This window comes from Nocardioides zeae, from assembly GCF_010686755.1.
Classification (GTDB): domain Bacteria; phylum Actinomycetota; class Actinomycetes; order Propionibacteriales; family Nocardioidaceae; genus Nocardioides; species Nocardioides zeae.
On sequence record NZ_JAAGXA010000001.1, the window covers coordinates 167,445 to 192,059 of the forward strand.

A 24,615-nucleotide genomic window follows, 5' to 3' on the forward strand; every position below is an offset into this window, starting at 1 on the left:
AGGCGGTAGCATCCCCCTCGTGGCGACGTACCCCCTGCTCCTTCTCCCGCCGCGCTGACCGCCCCGGTCGCGCGGCAACCCTCCCTGAGTGGGGGGTTTTTTCATGTCGGGAGTCGGACGAGCAGGGCACCAGGGAGAGCGAGAGATGAGCGAGACGCAGGCGGACGAGCGGGAGACCTACGACCCGGAGGCGCTGCAGGCGAAGTGGCTGCCCGTGTGGGAGTCGCTCGACCCCTTCCGCGCCGACGACGCGCTCGTCGACTCCGGTGAGCGGGAGAAGCGCTACGCCCTGACGATGTTCCCCTACCCCTCGGGCGACCTGCACATGGGCCACGCCGAGGTCACGGCGCTGCACGACGTGCTGGCGCGGTACTGGTGGCAGCGGGGCTACGAGGTGCTCAACCCGATCGGCTGGGACTCCTTCGGCCTGCCCGCGGAGAACGCGGCGATCAAGCGCGACGAGCACCCGGCGACCTACACCTACGGCAACATCGAGACGCAGGCCGGCTCGTTCCGCACGTACGGGCTGAGCTTCGACTGGTCGCGCCGGCTGCACACGTCCGACCCCGAGTACTACCGCTGGACGCAGTGGCTCTTCCTGAGGTTCCGCGAGCGGGGCCTGGCCTACCGGAAGAACTCGGCCGTCAACTGGTGCCCCAACGACCAGACCGTGCTCGCGAACGAGCAGGTCGTCGACGGCGCGTGCGAGCGCTGCGGTGCGATCGTCACCAAGCGCGAGCTGAACCAGTGGTACTTCAAGGTCACCGACTACGCGCAGCGCCTGCTCGACGACATGACGCAGCTGGAGGGTCGCTGGCCCGACCGGGTGCTGACGCTGCAGCGCAACTGGATCGGCCGCTCCGAGGGCGCCCACGTCGACTTCGACCTGCACCTGGCGGACGGCACGACCCGGCGGGTGACCGTCTACACGACGCGGCCCGACACGCTGCACGGGGCGACCTTCATGGTCGTCGCGGCCGACGCAGCGCTCGCCGCGGAGATCGTCGCGCCGGAGCAGGCGGACGCCCTGGAGGCCTACCTGGAGGAGACCCGGAAGGCCTCCGACATCGACCGGCTCGCCACCGACCGGCCGAAGACGGGCGTGCCGCTGGGCGTGACCGCGACCAACCCGGTCAACGGCGAGCAGATCCCGGTGTGGGCCTCGGACTACGTGCTGGCCGACTACGGCACCGGTGCGGTCATGGCCGTGCCCGCGCACGACCAGCGCGACCTCGACTTCGCGAAGGCGATGGGACTGCCCGTACGCCGCGTGGTCGACACCGGCGAGGAGAACCCCGAGGAGACGTTCGTCGCGACCACGGGCGACGGCACCTACGTGAACTCGGGCGACCTCGACGGGCTGGGGGACAAGGCGGCGGGCATCGCCGCGGTCGTCGCCCACCTCGAGGAGGACGGTCGTGGCCGCCGCGCGGTCAACTTCCGCCTGCGCGACTGGCTGCTGAGCCGTCAGCGCTTCTGGGGCGCGCCCATCCCGATCGTGCACTGCCCCGACTGCGGCGAGGTGCCGGTGCCCGACGACCAGCTGCCGGTGACGCTGCCCGACCTCAAGGGCGCCGACCTCAAGCCCAAGGGCTCCTCGCCCCTGGGCGCGGCGCGCGACTGGGTCGAGGTGCCGTGCCCCGCGTGCGGCGGCCCCGGTGAGCGCGACACCGACACGATGGACACGTTCGTCGACTCGTCGTGGTACTTCCTGCGCTACCCCTCCGCCCACCTGGAGACGGCGCCGTTCGACCCCGCGGACCTCAAGCGGTGGGGTCCGGTCGACCAGTACGTCGGCGGCGTCGAGCACGCGGTGCTGCACCTGCTCTACAGCCGGTTCTTCACCAAGGTGCTCCACGACATGGGGCTGCTCGACTTCACGGAGCCGTTCACGGCGCTGCTGAACCAGGGCGTCGTCATCAACCAGGGCAAGAAGATGAGCAAGTCCCTGGGCAACGGCGTCAACCTGGGCGAGCAGCTCGAGGAGTTCGGCGTCGACGCCGTCCGCCTCACGCTGGTCTTCGCCGGTCCGCCCGAGGACAACATCGACTGGGCCGACGTGTCGCCCTCCGGTTCCCTGCGGTTCCTGGCGCGCGCCTGGCGGCTGTCGGGCGACGTGACCTCGGAGCCGGGCGTCGACCCGGCCACGGGTGACGTCGCGCTGCGTCGTGTCACGCACCGCACGCTGGACGAGGCCGCGACGCTGCTCGACGGCATGCGGTTCAACGTCGTGGTCGCGCGCACGATGGAGCTGGTCAACGCGACCCGCAAGGCCATCGACTCCGGTGCAGGCCCGGCCGACCCGGCCGTGCGCGAGGCCGTCGAGGCCGTCGCGATCCTGTTGAGCCTCGTCGCGCCGTACACGGCCGAGGAGATGTGGGAGCGGCTCGGCCACGCGCCGACCGTCGCCCGCGCCGGTTGGCCGGCCGTCGACCCCGCGCTGCTCGTCGAGGAGTCCGTCACCGCCGTCGTGCAGGTGCAGGGCAAGGTCAAGGCGCGGCTGGAGGTGGCTCCGGACGTGTCCGAGGCGGACCTCGAGGCCGCGGCCCTGGCCGACGCCGCCGTGGTGGCGGCGATCGGCGACAAGACGGTGCGCAAGGTGATCGTGCGCGCGCCGAAGCTGGTCAACGTGGTGGTCGGCTGACGTGGCGGCCCGGCGCACGGCGGTCGTCACCGATTCCACGGCGCAGCTCGACGCTGCGACGGTGGAGCGGCTCGGCGTCGTCGTCGTGCCGCTGCAGGTCGTCATCGGCGACGAGGTCTACGACGAGGACACCGACGCCGGCAGCGCCGAGCGCATCACCGAGGCGCTGCGGGGCCGCACGCCGGTGAGCACGTCGCGCCCCGGTCCGGCGGTGCTGGAGGAGCTCTACGCCCGGCTCACCGCCGAGGGGCACGACGAGATCCTGTCCGTCCACCTCTCGGGCGCGGTGAGCGGCACCTACGAGTCGGCGCTGCTCGCCGCCCGCACCGTCGACGTCCCGATCCGCACCGTCGACACCCGGCAGGTGGGCCCGGCGACCGGGTACGCCGTCGAGTCCGCCGTCGCCCGCCTGCGGGAGGGCGCGACGCTCGACGCCGCCGCGAAGGCCGCCCGCGACCGGGCCGCCGCCGCGGAGTCGCTGTTCTACGTCGACTCGCTCGAGTACCTGCGCCGCGGCGGCCGCGTCGGTGCCGCCGCCGCGCTCGTCGGGGGCGTGCTCGCCGTCAAGCCGATCCTCACGATCGAGAACGGCACCGTCGCGAGCAAGGAGAAGGTGCGCACGGCGTCGAAGGCGCTCGCGCGGCTCGAGGCCCTGGCCGTCGAGGCGTCGGGGGAGCAGCAGGTCGAGATCGGGGTCGCCCACCTGGCCAACCCCGACGCGGCCGCGACCCTGACGGAGGCCCTCACGGAGCGCCTCGCCGACCAGCTCGGCGGCCGCGAGGTGCGCTGCAGCGAGCTCAGCGCCGTGCTCGGCGTGCACGCCGGCCCCGGCACCGTCGCCGTCTGCGTGGCACCGCTCCCGGTCTGAGGAGCGTCGAGGTGGATGAAACGGACGGCTGAGCCCGCTCGTCGTCCCCAGGGCGCCGGTCCGGCTGGGTTGTCCCCAGGCCGGCTCGTCGGCCGGAGGGACAGCTCCGTTCCTTCCTAGCGTGGCGGTCATGCCTGCTCGACCGCTGCCCGCCGACGACGGGCCCCCGATCGACCTCGTCCGTGCCCGTCTCGCCCGCATCGCGGAGGAGTCCGGGCTCTCCGGGCTCCCGGGGCTGACGGGCGTCTCCCCGGCCGACGACCACACCCGCGTGCGGGCGGAGCGGTGGCGCGCGGAGGTGCTCGCCCGCGCGGGAGACACCGCTGCGCCGGAGGACCCGGGTGACGTGCTCCCCGTCCCGGGCCGCCACGCCGCCCGGGCTGCTCGCAGCGGCGTCCTCGGCCGCGTGCGGGGGCAGCTGCCGGCCCCCGCCCTCGCCCTGCTCGACCGAGCACCGGTCGGCCACTCCTCCGAGCAGCCGTCCGAGCAGCCGTCCGAGCAGCCGTCCGAGCAGCCGTACGCCGCGGGGCCGACCCCCGCCGCGACGGGAGGCGGTGACGGACCGGGGCGGGGCCGGCGGGTCGCGGTCGGGCCGCCCCAGGTCGCCGTCCTCGCGGTGCTCGTGGCGCTGGCGCTGGCCGCGACGTGCTGGTGGGTGCTGGCCGGTCGGGCGGAGGAGCAGGTCGTGGAGCCGCTGGCGGTGGCCACGTCGGCGGCCGGGACGCCGCTGGCGACGCCACCGTCCGATCCCGGGGCGGGGACCGCGGGGGAGCCGGAGAGCGGTGCGGACGCAACGGCCGCCTCCACGGGCGAGGTCGTCGTGCACGTGGCGGGGCGGGTCGTGCGCCCCGGCATCGTGGTGCTGCCGGGCGGCTCGCGGGTGGCCGACGCGGTCGAGGCGGCGGGTGGGGTGGTCCCCGACACCGACCTCTCCGGGCTGAACCTCGCGCGGGTGCTCGTCGACGGCGAGCAGGTGCTCGTCGGTCTCGACCCGTCGGAGGGCGCTCCCGCTGCGCCCGGCGCCGCGGCCCCCGGCGGGCCCGGCGCTGGGACGCCCACCGGGGGTCTGGTCGACCTCAACACCGCCGACCTGGCGGCGCTCGACCTGCTGCCCGGCGTCGGACCCGTCACCGCGCAGGCGATCATCGACTGGCGTGAGGAGAACGGCGGCTTCAGCCACGTCGACGAGCTGCTCGAGGTGAAGGGCATCGGCGAGGCCACGTTGGCCGAGCTGGCCCCGCTCGTGACGGTCTGAGGTGGTCGGGCCCGGTCACGGCACGCGCCCCTGCGAGGCGGACGCCCCGGAGGAGACGCCGTCCGCGGACCTCCGCATGCCCGTGCTCGGGGCGGCGACCTGGGTGGGTGCCCTGGTCGGGCTGCTGGTCCCGCTGCGGGCCATCCCGGTCGCGGTGCTCGCGCTGCTCGCCGTCCTGGGCGTCGCGGCGCGGCTCCTCGACCGCGGGGTCGGACGCCGGCTCCGCGCCGCCGGTCTCCCCAGTGCTGGCCCCGGTGCTGGCCCCGGCACCGGCCAGGTGGTCCGGACGGCCCTCGCTGCCGGCCTCCTGCTGGCGGCCGCCGCCGGTGTCGCGACCGTGCACCGCGTCGGCACGACGACCGGGCCGGTGTCGGCGCTGGCCGATGAGCGGGCGTCCGTGCGGGGCGAGCTGGTGGTGACGGGGGATCCGCGGGAGCGCAGCGGTCCGTTCTCGGACTACGTCGTGGTGCGCGGCCGCCTCACCGTGGTGGAGGGGAGGGGGCGGGCCTGGGAGGTGCGGTCTCCCGTGCTGGTCGTGGCGCCCAGCGACTGGGTCGACGTGCCCCTCGGGTCGCGGCTCGCGGTGTCCGGCCGCCTCGTGCCCGCCGAGGGCGGTGACCTGGCGGCGGTGCTGCGCGCCCGCGCCGACCCGGAGGTGCTGGAGCCACCGGACGTGTGGTGGCGGGGCGCGGCCGAGGTCCGGGCGGCGCTACGGGAGAGCGTCGACCACCGGCCGCCCGACCAGGCCGTGCTCGTGCCGTCGCTCGTGGTGGGGGACGACGCCGGTCTCGACCCGGCGCTGGCCGAGGACTTCGCGACGACCGGCCTCACCCACCTCCTGGCCGTGTCGGGCACCAACCTCACGCTCATCACCGCGTTCCTGCTCGTGCTGGCGCAGCAGGTCGGGGTGCGGGGCCGAGGGCGGGTGGTCGTCGCCGTGGTCGGCATCGTCGGGTTCGTGCTGCTCGCGCGCACGGAGCCCAGCGTCGTCCGCGCGGCCGCGATGGGCACGGTCGCCCTGCTCGGGATGGGACGCAACGGCCTGCGGCGGGGCACCCGCAGCCTCGGGGTGGCCGTGACCGTGCTCCTGCTGTTCCAGCCGTGGCTGGCCACGACGGTCGGCTTCGCCCTGTCCGTGCTCGCGACGGCCGGCATCCTGCTGCTCGCTCCCTCCTGGCGCGACGCCCTCGCGCGCTGGATGCCGCGCTGGATGGCCGAGGCCGTCGCCGTACCGGCTGCGGCGCAGCTCGCGTGCACCCCCGTCGTGGCCGGGATCTCCGGCGAGGTCAGCATCGTCGCTGTCCTCGCCAACATGCTCGTCGCCCCGGTGGTCGGACCGGCGACGGTGCTCGGTCTCGCGGGCGGGCTCGTGGGCCTCGTCTGGACACCGCCGTCCCGCGTCCCGGGCACGGTGGCCGCCTGGTGCGTCGGCTGGATCATCGCGGTCGCGCGGTGGGGCGCGGCGCTGCCGCTCGCCTCCGTCGGCTGGGGGACGTCGGTCCTCGCCCTCGCCCTCCTGACGGCGGCGTGCCTGGCCGCCGTCCCCCTGGCGCCGCGGTTCCTCGTCCGGCCCCGGCTCGTGCTCCTCGCCTGCGCCCTCACCGCCGTCGTCGTCCTCGTGCGGCCCCCGACCCCGGGCTGGCCACCCGAGCGCTGGGCCGTCGTGGCGTGCGACGTGGGGCAGGGCGACGCGCTCGTGCTCCGGGTCGGTCCGGGATCCGCGGTCGTCGTCGACACGGGCCCCGACCCCGCGTCCGTCGACCGCTGCCTCGACCGGCTGGGCGTGGACCACGTGGCCCTCCTCGTGCTCACCCACTTCCACGACGACCACGCGGGCGCCGTCGCGGGCGTGCTGGACGGCCGCGACGTCGATGCCATCGACGTGAGCCCGCTGGACGAACCGAGGACGACCGCCGACGACGTCCGCGACCTGGCCGCTGCCCGGGGCATCCCCGTCTCGGTGCCCGCCCACGGCAGCGTGCGCCAGGTGGGCGACGTGCGCCTCGAGGTGCTCGGTCCGCTGCCGGGGGTCGTCCGTCCCGCGGCCCCGGCAGCGGGCAGCCCGCGGCAGCGGGACGGCGAGGGCAGCGGCGCCAACGACGCCAGCCTCGTGCTGCTGGCCGAGGTCGCCGGGGTCAGCGTGCTCCTCACCGGCGACGTCGAGCCGCCGGCGCAGCGCACGCTGCTGCGCACGGTCGCGGCACGCCCCGGAGGCGTCGACGTCGACGTGCTCAAGGTGCCCCACCACGGCAGCCGGCACCAGGTGCAGGAGCTGCTCGCCGCCGTGCGGGCGGAGGTCGCGCTCGTCTCGGTCGGGGCCGACAACACCTACGGCCACCCCGACCCCGACCTGCTCCACACCCTGGAGGCGGGTGGCACCCGGGTGTTCCGGACCGACCTGGCGGGCGACCTCGTGGTGACCCGGCCGACCACCGAGGACGGCTCCGTCGGCGTCGTCACCGGACGGGGCTGACGGCGGGGCTGACGGCGGGGCTGGCGGCGGGGGCGAGGTCGCTCCAGGGGTGTCGGCAGCCTGTGGCAGTCTGCCTCCCATGCCGCCGCGCTCCCGCTCCTCCGCGCCCGCTGCTCCTCGTCCGCCGTCGCCGGCCGACGTGCTGGGCCGCGTGACGCTGGTGACGGGCAAGGAGGAGTTCCTCAACGAGCGCACGGTGGTCGGCGTCCGTGCCGCGGTGCGGAAGCACGACGCGGAGGCGGAGTTCTCCGACGCCGCCGCTGCGGACCTCACGATGGCCACCCTGGGGGAGATGGCGGCGCCGTCGCTCTTCTCCACGACGCGCTGCGTCGTGGTCCGGGCGCTGGAGAACCTGCCGGAGGAGTCGGTCGCCGGGCTGCTGGAGTACGCCGCGGCACCGGCCGAGGACGTCGCGCTCGTCCTCGTCCACGGGGGCGGGCAGAAGGGCACCGGGACGCTCGCGAAGCTGCGCAAGGTCGCCAGCGTGACCGAGGTGAAGTCCGCGGAGCTGAAGGCCCACGAGCTGCCTCGCTTCGTGGCCGCCGAGGTGCGATCGGCGGGCGGCTCCATCGACGAGGAGGCCGCCGAGGTGCTCGTGCAGGCGGTGGGCAACGACCTGCGCTCCCTGGCCGCCGCGGCCGACCAGCTCGTCAGCGACTTCACGGGGCGACGGATCGGCACGGCGGAGGTGGGGCGCTACTTCGGGGGTCGCGCCGAGGCGACGTCGTTCGCGGTGGCCGACCACGCGTTCTTCGGTCGGCAGGCCCGCGCGCTCGAGGAGCTGCGCTGGGCGCTCGACACCGGCACGGCGGCGGTGCTCGTCACCTCGGCGTTCGCGAGCAGTGCCCGGGGCCTGGCGCGCTTCGTGTCCGCGCCGCGCGGCATGCGCGAGGCCGACCTGGCCCGCGAGGTCGGGGTGCCGCCGTGGAAGCTGCGCACGCTGCGCGACCAGTCCCGCGGCTGGGACGACCAGGCGCTGCGCGATGCGATCCGGGCGGTGGCGCGCGCCGACTCCGAGGTCAAGGGTGCGGGCGGCGACGTGGCCTACTCCCTGGAGCGCCTCGTGCTCACCATCGCCGGCCTGCGCGGGCGCTGATCGGCCTCACCCCAGGGCCCGACCCCGGACACGCCGAAGGGCGCCGACTCCCGGAGGAGTCGACGCCCTGCGCGTACGACGGTGGTGGGCCTGGCGTCAGAGCGACGCGGCGCGCTTCGCGATCGCGGACTTGCGGTTCGCGGCCTGGTTCTTGTGGATGACGCCCTTGGAGGCGGCCTTGTCGAGCTTCTTGGCGGCGTCGCGGCCGAGCTCGACCGCCTTGTCCTTCTCGCCGGCCTCGGCGGCCTCGCGGAACTTGCGCACGGCGGTCTTCAGGCCGGTCTTGACCGACTTGTTGCGCTCGTGGCGCAGCTCGTTCTGGCGGTTGCGCTTGATCTGGGACTTGATGTTTGCCATCTGGTAGTTCTCTGCCTTCGGTCGCTCGTCAATCGGGTCGTCGTACGGTGGCGTTCGATGCACGCCACCACGAGGGCAGGCAGCATCCAGACACGCGAGGAGTCACGCTACCAAGGGCCGCGCAGGTGCGTCGAATCCGACCCGGCGGACCGCCACGGGTTCGGTGCCCGTCCCGACCTCGTGGGAGAATCCGCCGGTGCCTGCTACGCCTGCGTCCGCCGTGCCCCAGCCGGGGCGCACCGACCCCGCGATCATCCGCAACTTCTGCATCATCGCGCACATCGACCACGGCAAGTCGACCCTTGCCGACCGGATGCTGCAGCTGACGGGTGTCGTGGGCGAGCGCGAGGCCAAGGCGCAGTACCTCGACCGGATGGACATCGAGCGCGAGCGCGGCATCACCATCAAGTCGCAGGCCGTGCGCATGCCCTGGACGGTCACCGCGGAGGCGGCCGACCAGCACGGCGTGGAGGCCGGCCCCGGCACCTACGTGCTCAACATGATCGACACGCCCGGGCACGTCGACTTCACCTACGAGGTGTCCCGGTCGTTGGAGGCCTGCGAGGCGGCGATCCTGCTGGTCGACGCGGCGCAGGGGATCGAGGCGCAGACTCTCGCGAACCTCTACCTGGCCATGGGCGCCGACCTGCACATCATCCCGGTGCTCAACAAGATCGACCTGCCGTCGGCCAACGTCGACAAGTACGCGCTCGAGCTGGCGAACCTCGTCGGCTGCGAGCCGGAGGACGTGCTGCTGACCTCCGCCAAGACCGGCGTCGGGGTGGAGGCGCTGCTCAACGAGATCGTCAAGCAGGTCCCGGCCCCCGTCGGCGACGCGGACGCCCCGGCGCGCGCGCTGATCTTCGACTCGGTCTACGACACCTACCGCGGCGTCGTCACCTACGTGCGGGTGGTCGACGGCTCGTTGAAGCACCGCGACCGGATCAAGATGATGTCGAGCGGCGCCGTGCACGAGATGCTCGAGGTGGGCGTGATCAGCCCGGAGCCGCTCAAGGCCGGTGAGCTCGGCGTCGGTGAGACGGGCTACCTCATCACCGGCGTGAAGGACGTCCGCCAGTCCCGCGTCGGTGACACCGTCACCAGCCAGCACCACGGGGCCACCGATCCGCTCGGGGGCTACGCGCACCCCACCCCGATGGTCTACGCCGGGCTCTACCCGATCGACGGCGACCAGTACCCCGAGCTGCGCGACGCGTTGGAGAAGCTCCAGCTCAACGACGCCTCGCTCACCTACGAGCCGGAGACCTCCGGGGCGCTCGGCTTCGGCTTCCGCTGCGGCTTCCTCGGGCTGCTGCACATGGAGATCACGCGCGAGCGGCTCGAGCGGGAGTTCAACCTCGACCTGATCTCGACCGCGCCCAACGTGGTCTACGAGGTCGTCATGGAGGACGGCTCCCAGCTGACGGTCACCAACCCCAGCGAGTACCCCGACGGGAAGATCCACGAGGTCCGCGAGCCGGTCGTCTCCGCCACGATCCTCGCCCCGTCCGACTACATCGGCACGATCATGGAGCTCTGCCAGGCCAAGCGCGGCACCCTGCTCGGCATGGACTACCTGTCCGAGGACCGCGTGGAGATGCGCTACACGCTGCCGATGGGCGAGATCGCCTTCGACTTCTTCGACCAGCTGAAGTCGAAGACCAAGGGCTACGCCTCGCTCAACTACGAGCGCTCCGGCGAGCAGGCCGCCGACCTCGTCAAGGTCGACATCCTGCTGCAGGGCGAGCCCGTGGACGCCTTCAGCGCGATCGTGCACAAGGACGCGGCGTACGGCTACGGCGTGATGATGGCCGGCAAGCTCAAGGAGCTCATCCCGCGGCAGCAGTTCGAGGTGCCGATCCAGGCCGCCATCGGCGCCCGCGTGATCGCCCGCGAGAACATCCGCGCGATCCGCAAGGACGTGCTCGCCAAGTGCTACGGCGGCGACATCAGCCGCAAGCGCAAGCTGCTGGAGAAGCAGAAGGAGGGCAAGAAGCGGATGAAGATGGTCGGCCGCGTCGAGGTCCCCCAGGAGGCCTTCGTGGCCGCGCTCTCCACGACGCAGCCCGCCGAGAAGAAGAAGTAGGGGCTCAGGCCGCGGTCCACCCCGGGTCGCGGCCGAGGCGGCCGAGCAGCCGGTCGCCGGGGCTCGCGCCGGCCGGCACGGGCACCGCTGCGGCGCAGATCCCGTCGGCGTGCAGCGCGTCGCCCCACGCGTCCGCGGTCGCGTCGTGCGCGGCCGCGTCCGCGTCGGAGACGACGTAGGGCTGCCCGGTGGCCCGCGCGACGTCCCAGCCGTGGACCAGCAGGTCCCAGGTGTAGAAGTCGCGCAGGGTTGCGCCGATCGTCGTGGGCCCGAAGAAGCCGTCGTAGGTGCGGGACAGCACGTCGTCCGTCAGCACGTCGGCCGTCGCGGCGACGTGCGCGCGCCACGCGGTGGCGACGTCGCCGTGCGGTCCGGCGCCCAGGTCGGGCGCGGGCGGTACGGGGAGCCCGTGCCGCTCCAGCAGCTCGCGCTCGGTCTCGACGACGTGGCGCACGACGGCCCGCGCATCCCATCCCGCGCAGGGGCTGGGGGAGTCCCAGCGTCCGTCGGCGCCGTCGAGCACACCGGCGAAGCGTTCGGCCCGCCTGAGGTAGTCGGCCCGGATCGCAGCGGCGGACGAGGGGACGGGGGGAACGGTGGACTCGCTCATGCGCCGCACGCTAGGCCGGGGCCGCAGCCGTCCTCTTGTGATAATCGGACACGTGGCGGGAGACGGGGGCGCGCAGCCGGTCGTGGAGCTCGTGGGCCCGGTCGACCGGGCCCACCTGACGGGACTCAGCCGCCCGTCGCCGCCGCTCCACCGCTACGCGCCGTCCCCCGACCTCGTCGACCTGGTCGAGCGCTACTGGATCCCCGTCTGGTCGCTCGCCGCACCGTCGACGCAGCGCACGCTCCAGCACCCGGTCTGCCTGCTCGTCGTGAGCAACGACTACGCCCGCTTCTACGGCCCCACGCGGGGCCTCTCCTCGGTCACGCTCTCCGGCGACGGGTACGCCGCGGGCGTGATGCTGACGCCGGCCGCCGGGCGTCTGCTGCTCGACCGCCCGGTCGCGTCGGTGACCGACGTCCACCTCGACCTGGACACGCTGACGACCCTCGACGGCGCGGCGCTGAGCGGCGAGGTCCGGGCGGCGATGGACCCCACGCCGAGCGCGCCGGAGAGCCACGCCGCAGCCATCGCGGCCTACGAGCGCCGCCTGCGTGCGTTCCTCCCCGTCGACGAGCAGGGCCTCCTGGTGAACCACCTGGTCGCGTGGCTCCGGGAGCACCCGGAGGTGACCCGCGTCGACGAGGTGGCCGAGGCCGTCGGCCTGGGCGAGCGCGCCCTCCACCGGTTGACGACCGACCGGCTGGGACTCTCCCCGAAGTGGCTGGTGCAACGTCGTCGCCTCCACGACGCGGTGCTCGCGCTCAAGGCGGGGACGCGGTCGCTCGCGGGCCTCGCCGCCGAGCTGGGCTACACCGACCAGGCGCACTTCACCCGCGACTTCCGCACGGTCACCGGTACGACGCCGGGCGCCTACCTGGCGGACCAGCCGCGGGCGGACGCGTGAGCGGCGCGGGGGCGGGGCCCGTCGTCGTACCCCCGGGGCTCCTCGCCCAGGCCGCCCTCGGCGAGGACCGGGCGGACTGGCTCACACTGCTGCCGCGGCGGGTCGGGGAGCTCCTCGACGCGTGGGAGCTCGTGCCCACGGGGCCGGCGCTCCACGGGTTCGCGTCCCTCGTCGTGCCGGTCGCGGGACGCGCGCGTGCGGCCGGACCCGCGATGCTGAAGGTCGGGTTCCCCGACGAGGAGTCGGCGCACGAGCACCTCGCGCTCCAGCGGTGGGGCGGCCGGGGCGCGGTGCGCCTGCTGCGGGCGGACCCCGGACGCTCGGCGCTGCTCCTCGAGCGGCTCGAGCCGGCCGACCTCACGACCACGTGGGACGTCGAGGCCTGCGAGGTGGTCGGCGGGCTGTACGGCGCGCTCCACCGCCCCGCGACCCCGCAGCTGCGCCCGTTGACCGACCTCGTGGGTCGGTGGGCCGCCGGCCTGGAGCGCGACGCCCGCCGGGTGCCGCTCCCGCGCCGCCTGGTCGACCAGGCCCTCGGGCTCGCCCGCGACCTGGTGGCCGACCCGGCGAGCACCGGGAGGATCGTCCACGCCGACCTCCACTTCGCCCACGTGCTGCACGCGGCCGACCGGGGGTGGGTGGCGATCGACCCGAAGCCGGTGTCGGGCGACCCGCACTACGAGCCGGAGCCGATGCTGCGCAACCGCTTCGAGGAGTACGGCGCGGTGCCCGGCGACTCCGTGCGCGACGGCATCCGTCGCCGGTTCCACACGCTCGTCGACACCGCCGGCCTCGACGAGCACCGGGCGCGCGACTGGGTCGTCGTGCGAAGCGTGCTCAACGCGCACCGGGGAGCCGACGACCGCGCCCACGTGACGCGGTGCCTCACCATCGCCAAGGCGGTGCAGGACTGACGGCTGCCCGGCTCCCGGCGCCGGGGCTCAGTCCTCGCCGAGCAGGGCCCGCAGGGCCGCCCGGTGCGCCCGGTAGGCCGTGCGCCCGGCCCGCGTGAGCTTGAACGAGGTGCTCGCCCCGCGCCCGCGGCCGGACTTGTGCACGGCGACGTACCCCGCCGCCTCGAGGGCGGACATCTGCTTCGACAGGTCGGAGTCGGCGATGCCGAGCCGCTCCTTGAGGAACTGGAAGGTCACCTGGTCCGCCGTCGACAGGACCGCCATCGCGGCGAGCCGCTTCGGGGCGTGGATGACGGGGTCGAGGTCCGCCAGCCCGGACGGGGTGCCCTCGCTCACGCGAGGCGCTCCCGCACCGCGGCGGCGGCGCGCTCGTAGACGCGCTCGTAGGCCACGAGGAAGCCGTAGGCCACCACGGCGGTCACCGCGCCCGTGACCCACCACGGCACGAGGAGCGCGACGCCGACGAGCGCGGCGGCCACGACGACGAACGCGAGGAAGTAGAGCCGGTAGACCCGACGGATCTCCGGCGGCTTCGGGCCGACGAGCTTGGGCCACGCGCCGTGGTAGCGCTGGTGCCAGGACGTGTACGCCCCGATGAGGGCCGCCATGGGGACGAGGATCGCGAGCGTCACGAGGGCCTGCCACATGCTGCTGACGTCGTGGGACCAGTGGAAGTCCTGCACCGCGGCCATCACGCCGAACCAGGCCCCGAACGCCGGGGCGAACCACCAGGGGGACGGTCGCTGGTCCACGTACGGCGCGGCCTCGGCGCGCTCGAGGGCGTGGAGCTGGGCACGCACGTCGTTGCTTTCCATGATGGAAACCATAGGCATCGCTTTCCAGTTGTGCAAGCAGAAAGCAGTGCGGCGGTCGTGGAATCCGGCCGCAGTCCTGGACATTCGCCGCCGAGCGCTACCGCCGGGTAGGCAAAGTGATCTAGGTTACGGAGGCACACCCCGAGGGCCCGCGACGAGGGCACGGACCCCGAGAAAGCAGGTAGACCGCATGCCGATCAACCACGACGCCACGTTCCTCGAGCACATGCCGCGCAACGTGGCCGTCCAGTTCTTCGACCGCGTCGAGAAGTCCGCCGACCGCGAGGCCTACCGCTACCCGGTGGGCGACGCGTGGACGTCGGTCACGTGGCGGGAGGCGGGGGAGCGGGTCAGCCGCATCGCCGCCGGTCTGCTCGCGCTGGGCATCGAGGCCGAGCAGCGCGTGGGCATCGCGTCGGCGACCCGCTACGAGTGGATCCTCGCGGACCTCGCGGTGATGGCCGCGGGCGCCGCGACCACCACGGTGTACCCGTCGACGAACGCCGACGACACGGCCTACATCGTCGGCGACGCCGAGTGCCAGGTCGTCTTCGCGGAGGACGACGAGCAGATCGCCAAGCTGCGCGCGCACCGCGCCGAGCTGCCGACCGTCACCAAGGTCGTCACCTTCGACGGCACCACCGACGGCGACTGGGTGATCGGGCTCGAGGACCTCGCCGTGCTCGGCGACGGCCTGCTCGCGCAGACGCCGGACGCGGTGCGCAAGGTCGCCGACTCGATCGAGCCCGACGCGCTCGCGACGCTGATCTACACCTCCGGCACGACGGGCAAGCCGAAGGGCGTGCGGCTGCTCCACCGGGCGTGGGTCTACGAGGGCGAGGCGATCAAGAGCCAGGGCATCCTCGACGAGACCGACCTGCAGTTCCTGTGGCTGCCGATGGCGCACTCCTTCGGCAAGGTGCTCCTCAGCGTCCAGATGGCCTGCGGCTTCGCGACCGCGATCGACGGCCGGGTCGAGCGGATCGTGGACAACCTCGGCGTCGTGAAGCCGACGTTCATGGGTGCCGCGCCCCGCATCTTCGAGAAGGCCCACGGCAAGATCGTCACGATGCAGGCCAACGAGGGCGGCGCGAAGGAGAAGCTGTTCAAGAAGGCCTTCGCCGTCGGCCTGGAGGTCGACCGGCGCAAGCGCGAGGGCCAGTCGATCCCGCCGCTGATGAAGGTGCAGCACGGCCTCTTCGACAAGCTCGTCTTCTCCAAGGTGCGCGACCGCTTCGGTGGACGTGTCCGCTTCTTCATCTCGGGCTCGGCGGCGCTGAACCGCGAGGTGGCGGAGTGGTTCCACGCGGCGGGCATCCTCGTGCTCGAGGGCTACGGCCTCACCGAGACGGCGGCGGGTGCCTTCGTGAACCACCCGGAGCAGTACAAGTTCGGCTCGGTCGGCCACGTCTTCCCCGGCGGCGAGGTCAAGATCGCCGAGGACGGCGAGGTGCTGATCAAGGGTCCCAACGTCATGCAGGGTTACCACAACCTGCCCGACAAGACCGCCGAGACCCTGGACGCCGACGGCTGGCTGCACACGGGTGACATCGGCGAGCTCGACGCGGACGGCTTCCTGCGGATCACCGACCGCAAGAAGGACCTCTTCAAGACGTCGGGCGGCAAGTACATCGCGCCCTCCGCGATCGAGTCGCAGTTCAAGGCCCTGTGCCCCTACGCGAGCCAGTTCCTCGTGATCGGCAACAACCGCAACTACTGCGTCGCGCTCATCACGCTCGACCCCGACCAGGTCACCGACTGGGCCAGCCACAACGGCATGGAGGGCAAGTCCTACACGGAGGTCGTCAGCTCGCCCGCGATGCAGAAGCTGATCGACGGCTACGTCGAGCAGCTCAACGCCCGCCTCAACCGCTGGGAGACGATCAAGAAGCACACGATCCTCGACCACGACCTCACCATCGAGTCGGGCGAGCTGACCCCCTCGATGAAGGTCAAGCGGCCCGTGGTGGAGCGGAACAACCAGGAGACGATCGAGAACCTGTACGCCTGAGGCGGGATCACGGGGGCCGTCGGCACTGGCCGGCGGCCCCCGTGACGTGCCTGGCGGCGTGGGCTCTGGGAGACTCGGGCGGTGCCGTCCACCCCACCGCCCGGTGATCCCGTCCCCGCGGACGGCTCGCTCCCGACCGACGCGCTCGCGGGCCTGGGCGAGCGGCCCTTCGCCTTCTACGTGCACGTGCCCTTCTGCCGGGTGCGCTGCGGCTACTGCGACTTCAACACCTACACCGCGGCCGAGCTCGGCGGCGCCGACGCCCCGCGGGGGGCGTCACGGGCGACGTACGTCGACGCCGCGGTCGCCGAGGTCCGCCTGGCCCGTCGGGTGCTGGGCGACGTGGGGCGTCCGGTCGACACCGTGTTCTTCGGCGGCGGCACGCCGACGCTCCTGCCGCCCGAGCACCTCACCGCGGTGCTGGGCGCGATCGCCGACGAGTTCGGGCTGGCGCCCGACGCCGAGGTCACGACCGAGGCCAACCCCGACTCGGTGACCCGCGCCGACCTCGACGTGCTCCGCGCCGGCGGCTTCACGCGGCTGTCGTTCGGCATGCAGTCGTCGGTGTCGCACGTGCTGCAGGTGCTCGACCGCACCCACGACCCCGAGCGGGTGCCGGGCGCCGTCGCGGACGCCCGCGCAGCCGGCTTCGACGAGGTCAGCCTCGACCTCATCTACGGGACGGCGGGGGAGTCGGTCGCCGACTGGCGCGCCAGCCTCGAGTCGGCCCTGGCCTGCGCGCCCGACCACGTGTCGGCGTACTCCCTCATCGTCGAGGACGGGACCGCCCTGGCGCGCCGCGTGCGGCGCGGCGAGGTCGCCGCCCCGGACGAGGACGACCTGGCGGACAAGTACCACCTCGCCGACGAGGTGCTCAGCGCCGCCGGTCTGACCTGGTACGAGGTCTCCAACTGGTCGCGTCCCGGCAGCGAGTGCCGCCACAACCTGGCCTACTGGCGCAGCGACGACTGGTGGGGCGTCGGGCCCGGCGCCCACTCCCACGTCGGGGGCGTGCGCTGGTGGAACGTGCGGCACCCGGTCGCCTACGCCGACCGCCTCGGTGCCGGGCTGTCGCCGGGCCACGAGCGCGAGCTGCTCGACGCCGAGGTGCGGCGCGTGGAGCGGGTGCTGCTCGAGACCCGGCTGCGCGACGGCCTCCCGGTGGACGTGCTCGACGCGGACGGACGCGCGGCGCTGCCCGACCTCGTGGCGCGCGGGCTCGTCGAGCCCCCCGGTGCTCTCGGACCCGACCGGGTCGTGCTCACCCGCGAGGGGCGACTGCTCGCGGACGGCGTCGTGCGGGACCTCCTGGCCTGAGCGCCCCGGCTGGGCGCGTGCTCAGCCGGCGGGGTCCGTCACGAAGTCGATCAGCTCCTCGACCCGGCCCAGCAGTGCCGGCTCGAGGTCGGCGAACGACGACACCCGGCCGAGGATCTGCTGCCAGGCGCGCGCGATGTCGGCCTGGTTGCGGTGGGGCCAGCCCAGGTGCTGGCACACGCCGTGCTTCCACTCGATCGAGCGGGGGATGGTGGGCCACTCCCGCAGACCGATGCGGTCGGGCTTGACCGCCTGCCAGATGTCGACGAACGGGTGGCCGACGATGAGCACGTGCCGGCCCACCGCCGAGCGCGCGATGGAGTCGGCGATGCGGCTCTCCTTGGAGCCCCGCACGAGGTGGTCGACGAGCACGCCCACGCGGCGGCCCGGTCCCGGCTTGAAGCCCACGAGGTGGTCGGCGAGGTCGTCGACGCCGCCGAGGAACTCCACGACGACGCCCTCGATGCGCAGGTCGTCGCCCCAGACCTTCTCCACGAGCTCCGCGTCGTGCCGCCCCTCCACGAAGATCCGCGACTCGCGCGCGACCCGCGCCGTCGTGTCGTGGACGGCGATGGACCCGGAGGCGGTGCGGGTGGGCCGCGCCGGCGCCGCGGCCGCCCGCACGGGCGCCGTCAGGATGACCGGCTTGCCCTCGAGCAGGAAGCCGGGGCCGAGCGGGAACGTGCGGCGCTTGCCGCGCCGGTCCTCCAGCGTCAGCACGTCGAGGTCGCGGTCGACCGTGACGATCTCGCCGCACCAGTCGGTCGTGACCTCCTCGACGACGATACCGAGGTCGGCCGGGTGCTCCACGGCACGGCCGCGCTTCGGGGCGCGCCAGTCGCCGGACAGGACGTCGGTTCCGTAGCGGTCGTTCACGTCGGTAGACGCTAGGCGGCGCCACCGACGGTCCTGGCGAGCCACGCCGCTGGGGCACCGCCGCGGGGGTCACACGAGGGGGTCACACGAGGGGGAGGCGCAGCGCCCCGGGCGGCAGGTGGGCGTACCCGCGCCGTACGGCGTGCTCGAGCGCCTCCCGCGGGTAGGGCCACGTGCCGGTGGCGAGCGCCGCCGACGCCGGTACGCCGCGGCCCGCCAGCTCCGCGATCGTCGCCGCCACGCGGGCGACGTCGTCGTGCTGCGTCGCGACGGCGTCCCGGCGGGTCACGGCGCCGTGCCCGGGGACGACGGTCGAGCCGGGGGAGAGCAGCCCGAGCAGGAGCTCGAGGGAGCCGGGCCACTCCAGCGGGTGGCTGTCGGGACCGTAGGCGGGCAGGACCTCCACGAGGTCGCCCGCGACGAGGAGGTCGGCGTCCGGCACGCGGACGACGAGGTCGCCCGCCGTGTGGCCCCGTCCCGGGTGCAGCAGCTCGAGGTGGCGGTCGCCGAGGTCGAGCACGTGGACGCCCGAGAACGTGGTGGTCGGGGCGACGACGCGGCTCGCGCGCATCTCGGAGAGCCGGGGATCGTCCGGGCTCGTCGCGGCCTCGGCGTCGAGCTGCGCGGGGACGCCGGCGGGGATGCGCGCAGCGGCGGTCTCGTGCCCGACCAGCGAGGCGCCGGGCCAGGCGTCGAGGACCGTGGCGTTGCCGAGCACGTGGTCGTGGTGCTCGTGGGTGTCCACGACGGCCAGGAGGGGGGTGCCGGGGGCGAGCACGCGGCGTACCCGCTCGACGAGGCCGGCGGCGGCGCGCTCGGAGGCGAGCGTGTCGACGAGCACGGCACCGGCTGCGCCCGCGACGAGGGTGACGTTGACGTCGTACCACGCGTGGCGCGCGACCCAGACCCGGTCCGCGACCTCGGTGAACGCCCCGTCCTGCACGGGCCCACCCTAGGCGGGCCCGCGCAGGACGGGTCAGCAGAGACCGGCGTGCAGGTGGTCGCGGAGGGCCGCGGCGAGCTCGTCGGGGGTCGCCGCGGGCGCGTCGAAGTCCACGCGGCGCAGGTGGGCGCCGTCGACGTCGACCCAGCGCACCTCGACCCCGGTGGGCGAGAGGTCGTGCAGGGCGGCCCCGATGAGGCGGGGGCCCGGGGTGGCGGTGCAGAGCGAGACGGCCTGACGCAGCTCGGCGTCGTGGCACTCGTTGAGGTGCTCCGTGCAGCGCCGCAGGTAGCCCTGGTTGAGCGCGTGCGCGGGGCTCGTGAAGAGGGCGGTGGGCACCCGGTACTGCCGCGTCGAGCCGTCCGCCTGCGTGCGGATCAGCATGATGATGGTGGGCTCGATCGCGACGGCGCTCATGGAGGGGTCGCAGCAGGGCCGGGGCGTGCCCAGCTTGCCGGCGAGCACGACCGACTCCGTCGTGCCGTCCTCCTCCACGACGCCCGAGATGATCCGGAGGAGGGCCTTCTGGCGGGCGCGTCCCGCCTGCTCGACGACCGAGCCGGTGCGGCACACGAGGGTGGGGACGCCGGCCCGGTCCTGCAGACCGAGGTCGTCGCCCCCGAAGAGGTGCTCGGTGCCCTTGATGACCATGCTGGCGGCGGCGGGGCAGGACAGCGCGCTGCGCGCACGGGCGGCGAGCTGGTCGGGATCGGCCGACGTGAGCAAGGGGAACACGGTTACCTCCTGAGCGACTTAGGCAAGGCTAACCTAGCGCCGAGGGTCTGTCACCCAGGGTCCGGAAATTCGCGGATGGTCGTAGCATTGGCACTCGCGTGCGAGGAGTGCCAGGCTCGGCGCGGGACATCGGCGGAAGGAGCGGAGGGTGGTCGAGGAGCGTCGGCTCGCCGTGCTGCGGGCCATCGTCGAGGACTACGTCGCGACCGAGGAGCCGGTGGGCTCCAAAGCGCTGGTCGAGCGGCACGGGCTGGGCGTCTCGCCCGCCACGGTGCGCAACGACATGGCGGTGCTCGAGGAGGAGGGGCTGATCCACCAGCCCCACACGAGCGCCGGCCGCATTCCCACCGACAAGGGCTACCGGCTGTTCGTCGACCGGCTCACCACGGTCCGTCCCATGTCGGCCGCCGAGAAGCGGGCCATCGCCACGTTCCTCGAGGGCGCGATCGACGTCGACGACGTGGTGCGCCGCAGCGTGCGGATGCTCGCGCAGCTGACCCACCAGGTCGCCGTGGTGCAGTACCCGACGCTGTCGGCGAGCACCGTCCGCCACGTCGAGGTGGTGGCGCTCGCGCCGCGCCGGCTGCTCGTCGTGCTGATCCTCTCGAGCGGCCGCGTCGAGCAGCGGCTCGTCGAGCTGCAGCACGACCTGGCCGACGACCAGGTCGCCACCCTCCGCGCGCAGGTCAACCAGGCGGTCGTCGGGGAGCGCCTGGTCGCCGCGAGCACGGCCCTGCGGTCCCTGCGGGCCGACGGCCCCGACGCCACCGGCCCCGGGGAGGTCCGCGACGCCGTGCTCGACGAGGTCGTCACCGTCCTCGTCGAGGCGCTGGCCGACCACTCCTCCGACCAGCGGGTCGTCGTCGGGGGAGCGGCCAACCTCGCCCGCGCCGGCGAGGGCTTCGACACGATGCTGCGGCCGATGCTCGAGGCGCTCGAGGAGCAGGTGGTGCTCCTCAAGCTGCTCGGCGAGGCCACCACGGGCGGCGGCGTGACGGTGCGCATCGGCGCCGAGGGCCCCGTCGAGGAGCTCGCGGGCACGAGCGTCGTCACCGCGGGGTACGGCGCGGGTCCCGAGGCCCTCTCCTCGCTCGGCATCGTCGGACCCACCCGCATGGACTACGCCGGGAGCATGGCCGCCGTGCGCGCCGTGGCCCGCTACATGTCGCGCATCCTCGACGAGAGCGGCAGCTGACGCGCGACGTACGCCTCCGGGGTCCGGCCCCGGGGCACCGACCGACACGAGAACGACGGAAGCGATGGACAGGACACACGTGAGCCAGGACCTCTACGAGCTGCTCGGCGTCAGCCGTGACGCCGACGCCGACGCCATCAAGAAGGCGTACCGGCGACTGGCCCGCCAGCTGCACCCGGACGTCAACCCGGACCCGGAGACGCAGGAGAAGTTCAAGGAGGTCAGCCGCGCCTACGAGGTGCTGTCCGACCCCCAGAAGCGGGCGGCCTACGACCGCGGCGGCGACCCGTTCGGCGGTGGCTTCGGCGGCGCCGGGCAGGGCCAGGGCTTCTCGTTCACCGACATCATGGACGCGTTCTTCGGCGGTGGCGCCGGAGGGCAGGGGCAGGGCGGCCGGGGCCCGCGCCCGCGCCAGCGCCGCGGGCAGGACGCCCTCATCCGCCTCGACATCGAGCTGGCGGAGGCGGCGTTCGGCGTCACCCGCGAGCTGAAGGTCGACACGGCGGTCGTCTGCGAGACCTGCGAGGGCGACGGCTCCGCGCCGGGCTCGAGCCCGCAGACGTGCGGCACGTGCCGTGGTGCGGGCGAGGTCGCGCACGTGCAGCGCTCGTTCCTGGGCGAGATCCGCACGCTCCGACCGTGCGCGGCCTGCCGCGGCTTCGGCTCGATCATCCCCGACCCGTGCCGCACCTGCTCGGGCGAGGGGCGCGTGCGCTCGCGCCGCAACCTGACCATCAAGATCCCCGCCGGCGTCGACACCGGCACCCGCGTGCAGCTCACCGGCCAGGGCGAGGTCGGCCCGGGTGGTGGCCCCGCCGGGGACCTGTACGTCGAGATCCGGGTCGCCGAGCACGAGTTCTTCGTGCGCGACGGCAACGACCTGCACTGCGTCGTCACGGTGCCCATGACCGCCGCGGCGCTCGGCGCCTCGATCACGCTGCCGCTGCTCGAGGCCGACCTCGTCGAGGACGGTGCGGACAGCGACCTCGAGACCCAGACGCGCATCGACGTGAAGCCGGGCACCCAGTCCGGAGCCGAGCAGGTGCTGCGCGGGCGCGGCGTGCCCGGGCTGCGCGGCGCGGCCCGCGGCGACCTGGTCGTCACGGTCGCGGTCGAGACGCCGCAGAAGCTCGACTCGCGCCAGGAGGCGCTGCTGCGCGAGCTCGCGGAGCTGCGGGGCGAGCAGCAGGCCGACGACGGTTCCGTGCAGATGCGCCGCGGGTCGTTCTTCGACCGGTTGCGCGACAAGTTCAACCACTGAGCGGGCAGCGGTGAGCCTCCCGGTCCAGCTCTGCCCGGCGCTCGCTGACGCCCGCCCGGGTGCCGTCGTGCGCCTCGAGGGCGACGAGGCGCACCACGCCGTCGCCGTACGGCGCACGGCGGTCGGCGAGGAGCTGCGCCTCGTGGACGGCCGGGGCCGGTCGGCGACGGGCGTCGTCACCGCGACCGGCAAGCGGGTGCTCGAGGTCCAGGTCGGCGAGGTCGTCGACGAGCCCCGGCCCGGTCCCGCGGTCACCGTCGTGCAGGCGCTGCCCAAGGGCGACCGGGGCGAGCTGGCGGTCGAGGTGCTGACCGAGATCGGCGTCGAGCGGATCGTGCCCTGGGCGGCGTCCCGCAGCGTGGCCGTGTGGCGGGGCGAGCGGGCGGTCAAGTCCCACGCGAAGTGGGCCGCGACCGCGCGGGAGGCGGCCAAGCAGGCACGGCGCGCGTGGTTCCCCGAGGTGACCCCGATGGCCGCCACGGCCGAGGTCGCGGGGCTCCTGGCCGGGCTCGACCTCGTGGTGGTGCTGCACGAGGAGGCCCGGGCGACCCTCGCCGGGCTCGAGGCGCCCGACGCGGCCGGCGCGAGCATCGGCGTCGTGGTCGGGCCCGAAGGGGGCCTGGCGCCCGAGGAGGTCGCGGCGTTCGAGGCGGCCGGGGCGACGACCGTGCGGCTGGGCGCGGAGGTGCTCCGCACCTCGACCGCCGGGCTGGCCGCCGTCGCCGCCCTGCTGGCCCGCACGTCGCGCTGGGGCTGAGCCGCGGCGTAGGCCGTCGGTCGTGGTGCGCGACCTGCGGATTCCGGTGGCCTCGCACCACGACCGGGGGTCAGCGCGTCACTGGACCACGATGTCCTTCGTGTCCTCGGCCGGGCCGGGGCCCTCGCCGCCCGAGGGGTCGTCGGTGCGGGCCACGAACGTGTAGGTGCCGGGGTCGAGGTCGCTCACGTCCACGGTGACCTCCCACGCGCCCAGCCCGGTCGACCAGTCACCCTCGTGCGTCACGAACCCGGAGTCCACGACCTCGTCGCCCCGGCGGAGCTCCCACGGCACGGTCGCCTCGAACGAGCTGGCCCGCCCGGTGGCCGTGAAGCTTCCGGACACCGTCGTGCCCTCGGCGGGATCGGTGACGTTGACGAGCAGCAGCGTGTCGAGCTGCGGCGCGGCAGCGACGGGGTTGGAGGCGCCGGCGAGCGCGGTCACGTCGCCGCCGTCGGCGTCGACGAAGCGCACGGGCAGGGTGTCGGCGACCGCGGCCTGCAGCGTGTAGACGACCTGCTGCACCACGAGGGACGCGTCGTCCCCGCCCGGTGCTGCGCCCGCCACCGTCGCGACGATCTCGTCACCGTCCTGGGTCGCGTCCTGCACCCACCCCGTCGCGGGGTTCGTGTAGTCCGGGTCCTGCGGCGTGCCGGAGAGCAGGTCGACCGCGGAGGCCAGGTCGGCCCCGCCGGGCTGGAACTCGCGCACGAGGCGGTCGCCGAGGGGGCCGGCGGTCACGAAGTAGACCGCCGTCGCGGCGTCGCCGCTGCCGCCCTCGCCGGTGCCCGGGTCGGACCCCGGGTCCGACCCCGCGTCCGAGGACGTGCTCACCGGCGCGGAGGGCGAGGCGTCGCTGCTCGCCCCGTCGCCCGAGGCGCCGGTGCGGTCGGAGTCGTCGGTCCCGCCGCAGGCGACGAGCGTCAGGGCGAGCACGGCGCTGGTCGCGAGCGGGACGACGGTGCGACGGATGGACATGTCAGGTGCCTCCTCGGGTGGGGTCGGCTCGACGGTAGTCGCCGGCCGGGCTGCCTGGTGGGTACGACGCGCGAGCCGCCCCCGCGGTTGCGTGGGTCGGCCGGCTCGATCCCGCCGGGTCCGAGCACTAGGTTGGCCGCGTGAGCACCGACTGCCTCTTCTGCCGCATCGTCGCGGGCGACGTCCCCGCCACGGTCGTGCACGAGACCCCCACGACCCTGGCCTTCCGCGACATCAACCCGGTCGCGCCGACCCACGTGCTCGTGGTGCCCCGCAGCCACTACGAGAACGCGGCCGCGCTGGCGGCCGGCGAGCCGGCGACCGCGGCGGACCTCCTGACGAGCGCCCGCGCCGTCGCCGAGGCCGAGGGCCTCGACGGCTACCGCCTCGTCTTCAACACGGGTGCCGACGCCGGTCAGACCGTCTTCCACGCGCACCTGCACGTCATCGGCGGCACGACGATGGGCTGGCCCGCCTGAGCCGGGCCCGCGACAAACGGGTGGGCCCCGGGGTGGGGCTG

Annotated in this window: 22 protein-coding genes; 14 read left to right on the top strand and 8 right to left on the bottom strand. The window is 74.1% G+C overall.

From position 1 onward, the window contains the following. Positions 1-145 precede the first annotated feature (145 nt). The 5 genes from leuS to holA all read left to right on the top strand — a co-directional run bounded on the left by leuS (position 146) and on the right by holA (position 8,336). On the top strand, positions 146-2,644 hold the full coding sequence (leuS, locus tag G3T38_RS00860) for a leucine--tRNA ligase (RefSeq protein ID WP_163770188.1): 2,499 nt from the start codon (positions 146-148) through the stop codon (positions 2,642-2,644). 1 nt (position 2,645) lies between these two features. Further along, positions 2,646-3,512: a DegV family protein gene (locus tag G3T38_RS00865; RefSeq protein WP_163770189.1), complete on the top strand. Its 867-nt coding sequence runs from the start codon at positions 2,646-2,648 to the stop codon at positions 3,510-3,512. A 130-nt stretch (positions 3,513-3,642) separates the two neighbouring features. Beyond that, a complete protein-coding gene (locus G3T38_RS00870; RefSeq protein WP_206675749.1) occupies positions 3,643-4,767 on the top strand; it encodes a ComEA family DNA-binding protein in 1,125 nt (374 codons plus the stop codon). Position 4,768: 1 nt separating this feature from the next. Next, positions 4,769-7,240, top strand: coding sequence for a ComEC/Rec2 family competence protein (locus G3T38_RS00875; RefSeq protein WP_338037375.1), 2,472 nt, complete (start codon positions 4,769-4,771; stop codon positions 7,238-7,240). Between the two features lie 79 nt (positions 7,241-7,319). Continuing rightward, positions 7,320-8,336: a DNA polymerase III subunit delta gene (gene holA / locus G3T38_RS00880; protein WP_163770190.1), complete on the top strand. Its 1,017-nt coding sequence runs from the start codon at positions 7,320-7,322 to the stop codon at positions 8,334-8,336. A gap of 96 nt (positions 8,337-8,432) precedes the next feature. On the opposite strand, the gene rpsT is transcribed toward holA, so the two are convergent. Beyond that, positions 8,433-8,693, bottom strand: a complete 261-nt coding sequence (gene rpsT / locus G3T38_RS00885; protein WP_163770191.1) for a 30S ribosomal protein S20 — start codon at positions 8,691-8,693, stop codon at positions 8,433-8,435. A gap of 196 nt (positions 8,694-8,889) precedes the next feature. Between rpsT and lepA the strand changes: the two genes are divergently transcribed. Then, entirely contained in the window at positions 8,890-10,779 is a 1,890-nt protein-coding gene (gene lepA, locus G3T38_RS00890) for a translation elongation factor 4 (protein ID WP_163770192.1), read from the top strand. A 4-nt stretch (positions 10,780-10,783) separates the two neighbouring features. On the opposite strand, the gene G3T38_RS00895 is transcribed toward lepA, so the two are convergent. Continuing rightward, the gene (locus tag G3T38_RS00895; protein ID WP_163770193.1) at positions 10,784-11,389 is read right to left on the bottom strand and encodes a TIGR03086 family metal-binding protein; all 606 of its coding nucleotides are present in this window, start codon (positions 11,387-11,389) and stop codon (positions 10,784-10,786) included. A 52-nt stretch (positions 11,390-11,441) separates the two neighbouring features. Between G3T38_RS00895 and G3T38_RS22425 the strand changes: the two genes are divergently transcribed. Both G3T38_RS22425 and G3T38_RS00905 read left to right on the top strand, forming a co-directional pair. Further along, complete coding sequence (locus tag G3T38_RS22425; protein ID WP_206675750.1) at positions 11,442-12,293, top strand: helix-turn-helix domain-containing protein; 852 nt, start codon at positions 11,442-11,444, stop codon at positions 12,291-12,293. Beyond that, complete coding sequence (locus tag G3T38_RS00905) at positions 12,290-13,207, top strand: aminoglycoside phosphotransferase family protein (RefSeq protein WP_163770195.1); 918 nt, start codon at positions 12,290-12,292, stop codon at positions 13,205-13,207. Before G3T38_RS22425 ends, G3T38_RS00905 begins: the two co-directional genes overlap by 4 nt. A gap of 27 nt (positions 13,208-13,234) precedes the next feature. On the opposite strand, the gene G3T38_RS00910 is transcribed toward G3T38_RS00905, so the two are convergent. Further along, complete coding sequence (locus G3T38_RS00910) at positions 13,235-13,543, bottom strand: transcriptional regulator (protein WP_338037376.1); 309 nt, start codon at positions 13,541-13,543, stop codon at positions 13,235-13,237. Continuing rightward, positions 13,540-14,022 (bottom strand): hypothetical protein, encoded by a 483-nt coding sequence (locus G3T38_RS00915; protein ID WP_163770196.1) that lies wholly within the window; start codon positions 14,020-14,022, stop codon positions 13,540-13,542. The genes G3T38_RS00910 and G3T38_RS00915 overlap by 4 nt, the downstream gene beginning before the upstream one ends. A 190-nt stretch (positions 14,023-14,212) precedes the next feature. Between G3T38_RS00915 and G3T38_RS00920 the strand changes: the two genes are divergently transcribed. Both G3T38_RS00920 and hemW read left to right on the top strand, forming a co-directional pair. Beyond that, on the top strand, positions 14,213-16,033 hold the full coding sequence (locus G3T38_RS00920) for an AMP-dependent synthetase/ligase (protein ID WP_163770197.1): 1,821 nt from the start codon (positions 14,213-14,215) through the stop codon (positions 16,031-16,033). A gap of 81 nt (positions 16,034-16,114) precedes the next feature. After that, positions 16,115-17,350: a radical SAM family heme chaperone HemW gene (hemW, locus tag G3T38_RS00925; RefSeq protein WP_163770198.1), complete on the top strand. Its 1,236-nt coding sequence runs from the start codon at positions 16,115-16,117 to the stop codon at positions 17,348-17,350. Positions 17,351-17,371: 21 nt separating this feature from the next. Here hemW and G3T38_RS00930 read toward each other — a convergent pair whose 3' ends face one another. The 3 genes from G3T38_RS00930 to G3T38_RS00940 form a co-directional block, all read right to left on the bottom strand. Then, positions 17,372-18,226: a DUF3097 family protein gene (locus G3T38_RS00930; RefSeq protein ID WP_163770199.1), complete on the bottom strand. Its 855-nt coding sequence runs from the start codon at positions 18,224-18,226 to the stop codon at positions 17,372-17,374. Between the two features lie 82 nt (positions 18,227-18,308). Further along, positions 18,309-19,169, bottom strand: coding sequence for an MBL fold metallo-hydrolase (locus G3T38_RS00935; RefSeq protein WP_163770200.1), 861 nt, complete (start codon positions 19,167-19,169; stop codon positions 18,309-18,311). Between the two features lie 33 nt (positions 19,170-19,202). Then, positions 19,203-19,904 (bottom strand): hypothetical protein, encoded by a 702-nt coding sequence (locus G3T38_RS00940; protein ID WP_163770201.1) that lies wholly within the window; start codon positions 19,902-19,904, stop codon positions 19,203-19,205. A 148-nt stretch (positions 19,905-20,052) separates the two neighbouring features. On the opposite strand from G3T38_RS00940, the gene hrcA reads away from it, so the two are divergent. The 3 genes from hrcA (at position 20,053) to G3T38_RS00955 (ending at position 23,117) form a co-directional block, all read left to right on the top strand. Then, positions 20,053-21,099, top strand: coding sequence for a heat-inducible transcriptional repressor HrcA (gene hrcA / locus G3T38_RS00945; RefSeq protein WP_163770202.1), 1,047 nt, complete (start codon positions 20,053-20,055; stop codon positions 21,097-21,099). 79 nt (positions 21,100-21,178) lie between these two features. Beyond that, positions 21,179-22,360, top strand: coding sequence for a molecular chaperone DnaJ (gene dnaJ / locus G3T38_RS00950; RefSeq protein WP_163770203.1), 1,182 nt, complete (start codon positions 21,179-21,181; stop codon positions 22,358-22,360). A 10-nt stretch (positions 22,361-22,370) separates the two neighbouring features. Further along, on the top strand, positions 22,371-23,117 hold the full coding sequence (locus tag G3T38_RS00955; protein WP_163770204.1) for a 16S rRNA (uracil(1498)-N(3))-methyltransferase: 747 nt from the start codon (positions 22,371-22,373) through the stop codon (positions 23,115-23,117). Positions 23,118-23,195: 78 nt separating this feature from the next. Here G3T38_RS00955 and G3T38_RS00960 read toward each other — a convergent pair whose 3' ends face one another. Further along, positions 23,196-24,095 (bottom strand): Gmad2 immunoglobulin-like domain-containing protein, encoded by a 900-nt coding sequence (locus G3T38_RS00960; protein ID WP_163770205.1) that lies wholly within the window; start codon positions 24,093-24,095, stop codon positions 23,196-23,198. Between the two features lie 140 nt (positions 24,096-24,235). On the opposite strand from G3T38_RS00960, the gene G3T38_RS00965 reads away from it, so the two are divergent. Then, complete coding sequence (locus tag G3T38_RS00965; protein ID WP_163770206.1) at positions 24,236-24,574, top strand: HIT domain-containing protein; 339 nt, start codon at positions 24,236-24,238, stop codon at positions 24,572-24,574. Positions 24,575-24,615: the final 41 nt, after the last annotated feature.